The organism is Stenotrophomonas sp. LST15-1-1.1 (assembly GCF_040815575.1).
GTDB classification, from domain to species: domain Bacteria; phylum Pseudomonadota; class Gammaproteobacteria; order Xanthomonadales; family Xanthomonadaceae; genus Stenotrophomonas; species Stenotrophomonas lactitubi_B.
In genome coordinates this window covers 116553-125792 of record NZ_JBFPNJ010000032.1, presented here as the reverse complement: position 1 = coordinate 125792, position 9240 = coordinate 116553, and the positions used below count along the sequence as shown (strand labels likewise).

The following is a 9240-nucleotide window of genomic DNA, read 5'->3' as shown; positions in this document are numbered from 1 at the left end:
CGAACGCGGGTTGCTGCAGGCGTAGAGCCGCGGGCGCGGTTGGCAATGGGCGCGTGGCGACGCGCCGGACCTTGCGGCGCCCTTCTTTTCACTCGGCGCGGTTCGAGCAGGATGCGGAAGACGCGAAGGCGTGGCTGATCGAACGCGGGTTGCTGCAGGCGTAGAGCCGCGGGCGCGGTTGGCAATGGGCGCGTGGCGACGCGCCGGACCTTGCGGCGCCCTTCTTTTCACTCGGCGCGGTTCGAGCAGGATGCGGAAGACGCGAAAGCGTGGCTGATCGAACGCGGTTTGCCGGTGGCGTAAAGCACCGTGAACCGGGGTCAGATCCCTTTTGCTGCGCAAAAGGGATCTGACCCCATCAACCCTGCCCTGCCAGCGCGCGCAGGGTGATGCCGACGATATAGGCTAGGTACGTGCCGGTGGCATAGCCCATCGTGCCCAGCAGCACGCCCACCGGCGCCAGCGCCGGATGGAACGCGGCGGCCACCACCGGCGCCGAGGCCGGACCGCCGATGTTCGACTGCGAACCGATCGCGAAGTAGAAGAACGGCACCTTCAGCAGCTTGCCCAGGCACCACAGCAGCACGATGTGCACGCTGATCCAGATGATGCCGAGCAGGAACAGCCACGGGCGATCCAGCAGCGCCAGCAGATCCATCTGCATGCCGATGCAGGCGATCAGGAAATACAGCAGCAGCGAGCCCAGTCGCGAGGCGCCCGCCCCTTCCAGGGTCCGTGCGCGGGTGAAGCTGAGGCCCAGGCCGAGCGTGGTCGACAACACCACCACCCACACGAACGGCGCGTCCAGGCTGAACTGCGATGCCCAGCTGACATTGACCTTGAACCAGGCCGCCAGCGGCGCGCCGATGGCGTGGGCAAGACCGACGCCACCGAAGGCAACGGCCACGATCAGCATCAGGTCGGTCAGGCTGGGAATGCGCTCGTGCTCAGCCTGGAAGCGGGCGATGCGCTCTTTGAGTTCGTCGATGGCCGAGGTGTCGGCACCACTGCGTGCATCGATCTTCGCCGCGCGCCCGGCGAGGAAAATCAGCGCCGCCATCCACACGTAGCCAACCCCCACATCGACCACCGCGAACTGGCCGAAGGTGGTCGCGTTGACGTCGAACACTTCGCGCATCGCCAGCATGTTGGCACCACCGCCGATCCAGCTGCCAGCCAGTGCGGCCATGCCGGCCCAGGTATCGCCGGCGACGGTATCGGGATGGATCGCACGCATCACCAGGAACGCCACCACCGCCCCCAGCATGATGCTGGCCGAGGCGCCCAGGTACATCAGCACCAGCTTCGGCCCCAGCCGCAGGATGCCCTTGATGTCGACCGCCAGGGTCAACAGGATCAACGCTGCCGGCAGCAGGATGTCGCGCGCGACCGGATTGTAGAGTTTGGTGTTCTGCCCATCGATCAGGCCGAACGTGTTGTAGATGCCGGGCAGCAGGTAACACAGCAGCAACGCCGGCACGAAGGTATAGAAGCGCTTCCACAGGCCCTGCTCACGCGAGGCGGTCCAGAACACGGCGCCGAGGGTAGCGGCGATCAAACCGAAGACGACGATGTCGTTCTGGATCAGGGCAGTCGAAGGCATGCAGGCGCTCTTGTTCGGGGTCGGATCCCTTTCGCCATGCGAAAGGGCTCTGACCCCAGGGACGGTCGATGGCGGGGCCAGAGCCCTTCCGCCGTGCGGAAGGGATCCGACCCCTCGGCGCTACATCAGTTGCCGATGTGCTGCTTCAGCCAGGCGTTGACGGTGTCATGCCACAGGATGCTGTTGTTCGGCTTCAGCACCCAATGATTTTCGTCCGGGAAGTACAGGAACTTCGACTCGATGCCCTGGCGCTGGGCGGCGGTGAACGCGGCCAGGCCCTGCTCGACCGGAATGCGGAAGTCCTGCTGGCCGTGGATCACCAGGATCGGCTTCTTCCAGTCAGCCACATGGTTGACCGGATTGAACTTCTCGTAGTTCGCCGCCTTCTGGTACGGGGTACCGCCCTGCTCCCACTCGGTGAACCACAGTTCTTCGGTGGCGTACCCCATCATGCGCTGGTCGAACACGCCGTCATGGTTGACCAGGCACTTGAACGGGCTGTTCCAGTTGCCGGCGATCCAGTTGACCATGAAGCCGCCGTAGCTGGCGCCCAGTGCGCAGGCTTTGTCACCGTTGAGGAAGTCGTACTTCTTCAGCGCCGCACTCCAGCCCTTCTGCAGGTCTTCCAGCGGGCGGTCGCCCCAGTGCTGGCTGATCGCATCGGTGAAAGCCTGGCCGTAACCGGTGGAGCCATGGAAGTCGATCATCACCACGGCGTAGCCCTGACCGGCGTAGGTCTGCGGGTTCCAGCGGTAGCTCCAGCCGTTGCCGAAGCTGCCCTGCGGACCGCCATGGATCAGGAACGCGACCGGGTACGACTTGCCTTCCTGGTAGTTGTGCGGCTTGACCACGTAACCATGCACGGTGTCGTTGTTCCAGCCCTTGAACTCGAACTGCTCGTAGTCGCCGAAGGACACGTCCTTCAGCACCTCGCCAGCGGCCGGGGTCAGCGCGCGCAGTTCGCCGATCGCTTCGCCAGCGGCCGGCAGCAGGCCGACCAGCACCTGGTCGTTGCTCTTCAGGCTGTTGCGGGTGATCGCCACGCTGTTGCCGGCCACGTCCACAGCGGTGACGCTGCCATCGCCGATCAGCTTGGTGGCCTTGCCGCTGGCCACGTCGATCTGGAACAGCGGATGTTCGCCGAGGTCGTCGGCCGTGGTGTAGATGCTGGCGCCGTCGGCGGACAGGGTGATGCCACCGGCCGAACGGTCCCATTGCGGAGCGATCTCGCGGGTCTTGCCGCTGGCCAGGTCCATCGCCATCAGGCCGAAGCGATCGGCTTCGAAGCCCGGGCGCTTCATCGCGCGGTAGAACAGGGTCTTGCCGTCGGCGCTGAACACCGGGCCAGCATCCCAGGCCGGGTTGGACGCGGTCAGGTTGACCGGTGCCTGCTTGCCGGCGGCATCGAAGCGGTACAGGTCGAAGTTGGTCGACCACGACTCCTGCTTGCCGGCCACGCGGATGCTGGCGACCACGCTGCTGCCATCCGGCGACCACGCGAAATCATCATTGCCACCGAACGGCTTGGACGGAGCATCGCCATCGATGGTCGCGCTCAGCGCCGAAGCGCCCTTGACCGCACCGGCCTTGGCCGCCGGCAACGGCGCGACGAACAGGGTGTTGCGACGGCCGTCGTTCCAGGTATCCCAGTGGCGCACGAACAGCGAATCGAAGACCTTGCCGCTGGCCTTGGCACCTTCCACGTCCTTCAGCTTCTTTTCGGTGCAGGCCAGGTCCGAGGCGCAGGCCTGGAACACGCCGGCGCTGAACAGCACGCGGTCGTCCTGCGGCGACACGTGGTAGCTGTCCACGTCCACCGGGAAATCGGTCAGCTGGCGCGGGGCGCCGCCGCTGATCGGCTGTGCGTACAGCTGCTGGCTGCCGTTCTTGGCGCTGAGGAAATACACGGTCTGGCCATCGGCCGACAGCGAGGCCGAGTTGACGTTCCAGCCGGCCGGGGTGATCTGCTTCGGCGGCGCCGCATCGCGGGTGCGCAGGTTGCGCGCGAACAGTGCAGTGCTGGCCTTGAGGTTGGCATCGGTGCTGCGCTTGGCGAACACCACGGTGCCGCCGTCAGCGGTCAGTACCGGCGCGGAGACGCGGTCCATGGCCACCATGTCGCGGATCTCCAGGCCACGGGCAGCGGCGACGCTGGGCAGGGCGGCCAGCAGGCTCAGTGGCAGCAGGGCATGACGCAGTTTCATCGGGGTCTCCGCAGGACGGCAAAAAACCGATGGTAGGCCTGCGCGGCCGGGCCTGCCAAGGCCATCGGTCATGGCCGGGGCCGAGCTGCCGCCAGAAAAAGCAAACCGCGCCGAAGCGCGGTTTGTCGGAGGTCGGGGTCGGATCCGATTCCATGGGAATCGGCTCTGACCCCAGACGCTGCCAGCATGGGGTCAGAGCCCTTCCCTGCGGGAAGGGATCCGCCCCCGCGGGCGTCACGCCACGGCGCGCTTGCCGGTGCGGTAGATCAGCCAGCCCACCAGGAACAGCACGGCCAGGCCGATCCACTGCGCGGCCGGCAGGTGGAACGGCACGGCCAGTACGTCGGCACGGCTGCTGACCACGATCGGCACAGCGATGGCGATACCCATCAGCGCCTCACCGGTGATCAGGCCGGCAGCAAACAGCACGCCCGGCTTGTGCACGCGGTCGCGGCCCTCTTCGTCATCGGCGCGCACCTTGTGGAAGCGCTCGACAAGGTAGGAGATCAGGCCACCGAGGAAGATCGGCACCATCAGTTCCAGCGGCAGGTAGATGCCGATCGCCGCAGCCAGCACCGGCACGCGGAAACGCGAGTTGCGCGACTTCAGCCAGCTGTCGAAGGCGATGATGGCGGCACCGACCACGGCACCGATGCCGATGAAGGTCCACGGCAGTTCGCCGCCGAACAGGCCCTTGGCCACCGACGCCATCAGGTTCGCCTGCGGTGCAGCCAGCGCATTCGGATGCAGCTCCGACTTGACGCCGATGCCGTAGGCGGTGGCCAGCAGGTTCAGCACCGGGGCCATGATCAGCGCGCACGAGAACGCGCCGATGCCCAGCATCAGCTGCTGCTTCCACGGGGTGGCACCGACGATGTAGCCGGCCTTGAGGTCCTGCAGGTTGTCGCCACCCACAGCGGCGGCACAGCACACCACCGCGCCGATCATGATCGCGGCCACCGCGCCCAAGGGCGCACCGAAGGCACCGACCGGCTGCAGGCCGTCCTTGCCCAGCAGCAGCACGAGCACTGCCGAGGCGAACAGGATGGTGGAGATGGTGATGCCCGAGACCGGGTTGTTGGACGAGCCGATCAGGCCGGCCAGGTAGGCCGACACCGAAACGAACAGGAAGCCAGCGACGATCATGATGAGGGTCATCGGGATCGACACGTGCCACTGGCCGACGATGGCCTGGTACAGCGCCAGCAGCGGCAGGGTGAACACCACCAGGGCCACCAGCATCCACTTCATCGGCAGGTCGCGCTCAGTGTGCGCCAGCACCGGGCCACCGCTCTTGCGCGCGGCCGCAAAGCCGCTCTTGACGCCGTTGAGCAGCGACTTGCGCAGCGAGATCAGGGTCCAGATGCCACCGATCAGCATCGCGCCGACGCCCAGGTAACGCATCTTCGCGCCCCAGATGGCAAACGCCGCTTCAGTGGACGAGGCGGTGGCGATCGAGGCGGCCAGCGCCGGATCGGTGTTCATGAAGAACGCCTGGTAGATCGGAATGGCGATGTGCCAGGTCAGGATCGAGCCGGACACCACCACGATGCCGACGTTGAGGCCGACGATGTAGCCCACGCCCAGCAGCGCCGGTGACAGGTTGGTACCGATGAACGCGGTGATCTTGGAGCTGCCGACATAGGCCGAGGTAGCCCAGGCGTCGGGGATCAGGCGCATGCCGCTTTCCGCAGCCAGCTTCACGAAGGCACCGATCACCGCCGACAGGCCGAGGATCTTCAGGCCCGGGCCGGGGTTCTCACCGGCCTTGAGCACTTCGGCCGCCGCCTTGCCTTCCGGGAACGGAAGCGGGTCTTCGACGATCATCGAACGACGCAGCGGTACCGAGAACAGCACGCCCAGCAGGCCGCCGAGACCGGCGATGCCCAGCACCCACCAGTACTTGAAGTCCGGCCAGTAGCCCATGATCACCAGCGCGGGGATGGTGAAGATCACACCGGCGGCGATCGACGAACCGGCCGAAGCGCCGGTCTGCACGATGTTGTTCTCAAGGATCGAACCGCCACCCAGCAGGCGCAGCACGCCCATGGAAATGACCGCGGCGGGAATCGCGGTGGCGATGGTCAGGCCTGCGAACAGACCGAGGTAGGCGTTTGCGGCCGACAGCACCACCGCCAGCACGATGGCAAGGACCACCGCGCGGAAAGTGAGCTGCTTGGGCGCAGCGTCATGGTTCATGAAAGCCCCTGCTGGCAAAAAATCCCTTGCACGCTAGCGTTCAGGGGCCAGCAAGTCCAGCGTGCCAAAGGATGGGGGCCGAGCATGGAACAGACACAGGCCCGCACCGGCACCGCCAGTCAACCGATGCGGCAAAGCCCGAGTGGGCACCCTGCAAACGATATGTTATAACTTTCGATTGATCCGCACCCGCCCCATTGCATGCCCCCTTCCGCCTCATCCCGGCTGGCCTCCATCGACCAGCTGCGCGGTACCGTGATGCTGCTGATGCTGCTCGACCACGTCCGTGAGACGTTCTTCCTGCAGTACCAGGTGAACGACCCGATGGACGCGGCCAACGTGTCCCCCGCCCTGTTCGTCTGCCGCCTGCTGGCCCACCTGTGCGCGCCGGTGTTCGTGCTGCTGACCGGCCTGTCGGCGTGGCTGTACGGCCAGCGCCAGGCCGACCCGCGCCGCGCCATCGCCGCCTTCCTGCTCAAGCGCGGCCTGTTCCTGGTGGTGCTGGAGCTGACCCTGGTCAACTTCGCCTGGACGTTCCAGTTCCCGCCGGACACGGTGTACCTGCAGGTGATCTGGGCGATCGGCCTGAGCATGATCGCGCTGGCCGGCCTGCTCTGGCTGCCGCGGCCGGTGCTGGTGGTACTGGCGGTGGCGCTGGTGGTTGGCCACAACCTGTTGGATGGCGTAAGGGTGCAGGGCGACGGCGCCCTGGCGGTGCTGTGGAAAGTGCTGCACCAGCGCGACTGGATCGAGGCCGGGCCGTTGAGCCTGCGTACCTCCTACCCGGTGCTGCCGTGGATCGGGGTGATCGCGCTGGGCTACCTGATGGCGCCGTGGTTCGCCGCCGGCAGCGTTCCGGAACGGCGCCGGCAGCGATTGCTGTGGGCCGGGCTGGGCGCGCTGGCCGCCTTCGCTCTGCTGCGCTTCGCCAACGACTATGGCGACGCGCCCTGGCAATACCAGCAGACCCCACTGCGCACGTGGATGAGCGTGTTCAACATCACCAAGTACCCGCCGTCGCTGCAGTTCCTGCTGCTGACACTGGGCGTGGGCCTGCTGCTGTTGCGACTGTACGAGTGGCCGCCGCTGGCGCGTGCACTGCGGCCGCTGGCCGATATCGGTGCAGCGCCGATGTTCTTCTACCTGCTGCACCTGTACGTGCTGAAGCTGCTGTACCTGGCCGCGTTGAAGACCTGGGGCCCGACCCACGGCAGCCTGTATGCACTGGACTCGGTGGCCGGCCTGCTGCTGGTGGCCTGCGCGCTGGCGGTGGTGCTGTATCCACCAACGCGGGCGTTCGCGCGGTTCAAGGCACGGCGACGCGACCTGGCCTGGTTGCGGTACCTGTGAACGGTAGCGCCGGGCCATGCCCGGCGTTGCACAGGACCGCCGGGCATGGCCCGGCGCTACCCGGCGCGCGCCTGCAGCACACGCCTATAATTCCGCGATGAATTCCACTGCTATCGCTTCCGACGACTTCCTGGGTCATCCCAAGGGCGTCTACGTCTGCTTCTTCACCGAAATGTGGGAGCGCTTCTCCTTCTACGGCATGAAGGCGTTGCTGCTGCTGTACCTCACCAAATACCACCTGTTCGGCGACAAGGCCGGGTTGGACCTGCTCGGTGCCTATGGCGGGCTGGTGTACTGCATCCCGGTGTTCGGCGGCATGCTCGCCGACCGCTGGCTGGGCATGCGCCGGGCGGTGCTGTTCGGCGGCATCCTGCTGGTGCTCGGCCACCTCGGCATGGCCTTCGAAGGCCACGCGGCGTACCGGGTCAACGGCGAAGTGGTGCGCGACACCTCGGCACTGGCCGTGACCTACCTGTCACTGGCGCTGATCATCATGGGCGTCGGCTTCCTCAAGCCGAACATCTCCACCATCGTCGGCAAGCTCTACCCGCAGGACGATCCGCGCCGCGATTCGGGCTTCTCGCTGTTCTATGCCGGCATCAACCTGGGCGCCCTGTTCTCCTCGCTGGTATGCGGGTTCCTCGGCGAGGTCTATGGCTGGAAGTACGGTTTCGGTGCGGCCGGCATCGGCATGCTCGCCGGCCTGGCAATGTTCCTGTGGGGCCAGAAATACCTGCAGGGCCACGCCGAACCGCCGCAGCCGGCCACGTTGAAGCAGAAGGTGCTGGGACTGCCGCGCGAATGGCTGATCTACCTGTGCGCGGTGATCGGCGTGCTGCCGGTGGCCTGGCTGATGTGGGCAGCCGGCAACGGTGCGTTCGCGCTTGGCGGTGAAATCAGCCTGGCGCTGATGCTGATGCTGGTGGTGCTGGGCGGCGTACTGGTCTGGTTCGCCTGGTTCACCGGCAGCAAGTGCACGCCGGTGCAGCGCCAGCAGATGATCGCGCTGATGGTGCTGATCTTCATGGCGCTGGTGTTCTTCACGATGTACGAGCAGTCGTACGGCTCGTGGGTGACCTTCACCGACCGCCTGTTGACCAAGGACATCGTGCCGGCGCTGGTGATCACCGACGGTAACCCGATTCCGTGGTCGATCATCTCGCTGCTGCTGGCACCGCTGGGCTTCGTGGTCAGCGCGCGCCTGTCCGAACGCCGCCCCGGTTCGGCCGCGCCGCGTACGTTCTTCATCGGCATCGTCGCGCTGATGCTGGTGCTGCTGGTGCGTGACTGCCTGGTGATTCCGCAGACCGCCGGTTCGCTGACCTATCTGGGCGGTCTGTTCCTGGTGTTGCTGGCGCCGGCATTCGCTGCGCTGTGGACGTGGATGGACCGCCGCGGCTGGGAACCGGGCAAGCCGGTGAAATCAGCCTGGGGCCTGGTGATCGGCGCGCTGTCGTTCGTGCCGCTGGCACTGGCCGCGCAGCACGTCGGTGCCACCGGCGAGATGGCCAGCGTGTGGTGGCTGGTACTGGCCTACTTCCTGCTGGCCAGCGGCGAGATGTGCCTGTCGCCGGTGGGCCTGTCGGCGGTGACCCAGCTGGCGGTACCGCGGGTAATGAGCCTGATGATGGGCACCTGGTTCCTGGCCACTGCGTTCTCCGAAACCCTGGCTGCGCTGTTCGGCAAACTGGCGGCCATTGACGTGCCCGAAGGCGAATCACTGGACATGGCCGCGGCCGCCGGTGCCTATGCGCACCTGTTCTGGCTGCTGATGTGGATCGGCCTGGGCTGCGCGTTGCTGGCCTTCATCGCCGCGCCGTTGTTGAAGCGGATGATGCATGGGGTGAAGTGACACCCCTTGGCAGGTCGCAGCGGCGGCACCAT

At 66.4% G+C, this 9240-nt stretch carries 5 protein-coding genes; 2 read left to right on the top strand and 3 right to left on the bottom strand.

Annotation, left to right across the window (positions count from 1 at the left end; all coding sequences use genetic code 11):
- Positions 1 to 358: 358 nt before the first annotated feature.
- The 3 genes from MRBLST15_RS18380 to MRBLST15_RS18370 all read right to left on the bottom strand — a co-directional run bounded on the left by MRBLST15_RS18380 (position 359) and on the right by MRBLST15_RS18370 (position 6006).
- Positions 359 to 1603: a DUF819 domain-containing protein gene (locus MRBLST15_RS18380; protein WP_367787247.1), complete on the bottom strand. Its 1245-nt coding sequence runs from the start codon at positions 1601 to 1603 to the stop codon at positions 359 to 361.
- Between the two features lie 125 nt (positions 1604 to 1728).
- Positions 1729 to 3807: an alpha/beta hydrolase family protein gene (locus MRBLST15_RS18375; RefSeq protein WP_265952518.1), complete on the bottom strand. Its 2079-nt coding sequence runs from the start codon at positions 3805 to 3807 to the stop codon at positions 1729 to 1731.
- A 234-nt stretch (positions 3808 to 4041) separates the two neighbouring features.
- Positions 4042 to 6006 (bottom strand): OPT family oligopeptide transporter, encoded by a 1965-nt coding sequence (locus tag MRBLST15_RS18370; RefSeq protein ID WP_089239520.1) that lies wholly within the window; start codon positions 6004 to 6006, stop codon positions 4042 to 4044.
- Between the two features lie 201 nt (positions 6007 to 6207).
- Between MRBLST15_RS18370 and MRBLST15_RS18365 the strand changes: the two genes are divergently transcribed.
- Both MRBLST15_RS18365 and MRBLST15_RS18360 read left to right on the top strand, forming a co-directional pair.
- On the top strand, positions 6208 to 7356 hold the full coding sequence (locus tag MRBLST15_RS18365) for a DUF1624 domain-containing protein (protein ID WP_367787245.1): 1149 nt from the start codon (positions 6208 to 6210) through the stop codon (positions 7354 to 7356).
- Between the two features lie 97 nt (positions 7357 to 7453).
- The gene (locus tag MRBLST15_RS18360) at positions 7454 to 9208 is read left to right on the top strand and encodes a peptide MFS transporter (protein ID WP_265952520.1); all 1755 of its coding nucleotides are present in this window, start codon (positions 7454 to 7456) and stop codon (positions 9206 to 9208) included.
- Positions 9209 to 9240 lie beyond the last annotated feature (32 nt).

Excerpts from the sequence above, each read along its gene's own strand:
- MRBLST15_RS18380 (WP_367787247.1), bottom strand. The coding sequence starts at position 1,603 with ATGCCTTCGACTGCCCTGATCCAGAACGACATCGTCGTCTTCGGTTTG.
- MRBLST15_RS18375 (WP_265952518.1), bottom strand. The coding sequence starts at position 3,807 with ATGAAACTGCGTCATGCCCTGCTGCCACTGAGCCTGCTGGCCGCCCTG.
- MRBLST15_RS18370 (WP_089239520.1), bottom strand. The coding sequence starts at position 6,006 with ATGAACCATGACGCTGCGCCCAAGCAGCTCACTTTCCGCGCGGTGGTC.
- MRBLST15_RS18365 (WP_367787245.1), top strand. The coding sequence starts at position 6,208 with ATGCCCCCTTCCGCCTCATCCCGGCTGGCCTCCATCGACCAGCTGCGC.
- MRBLST15_RS18360 (WP_265952520.1), top strand. The coding sequence starts at position 7,454 with ATGAATTCCACTGCTATCGCTTCCGACGACTTCCTGGGTCATCCCAAG.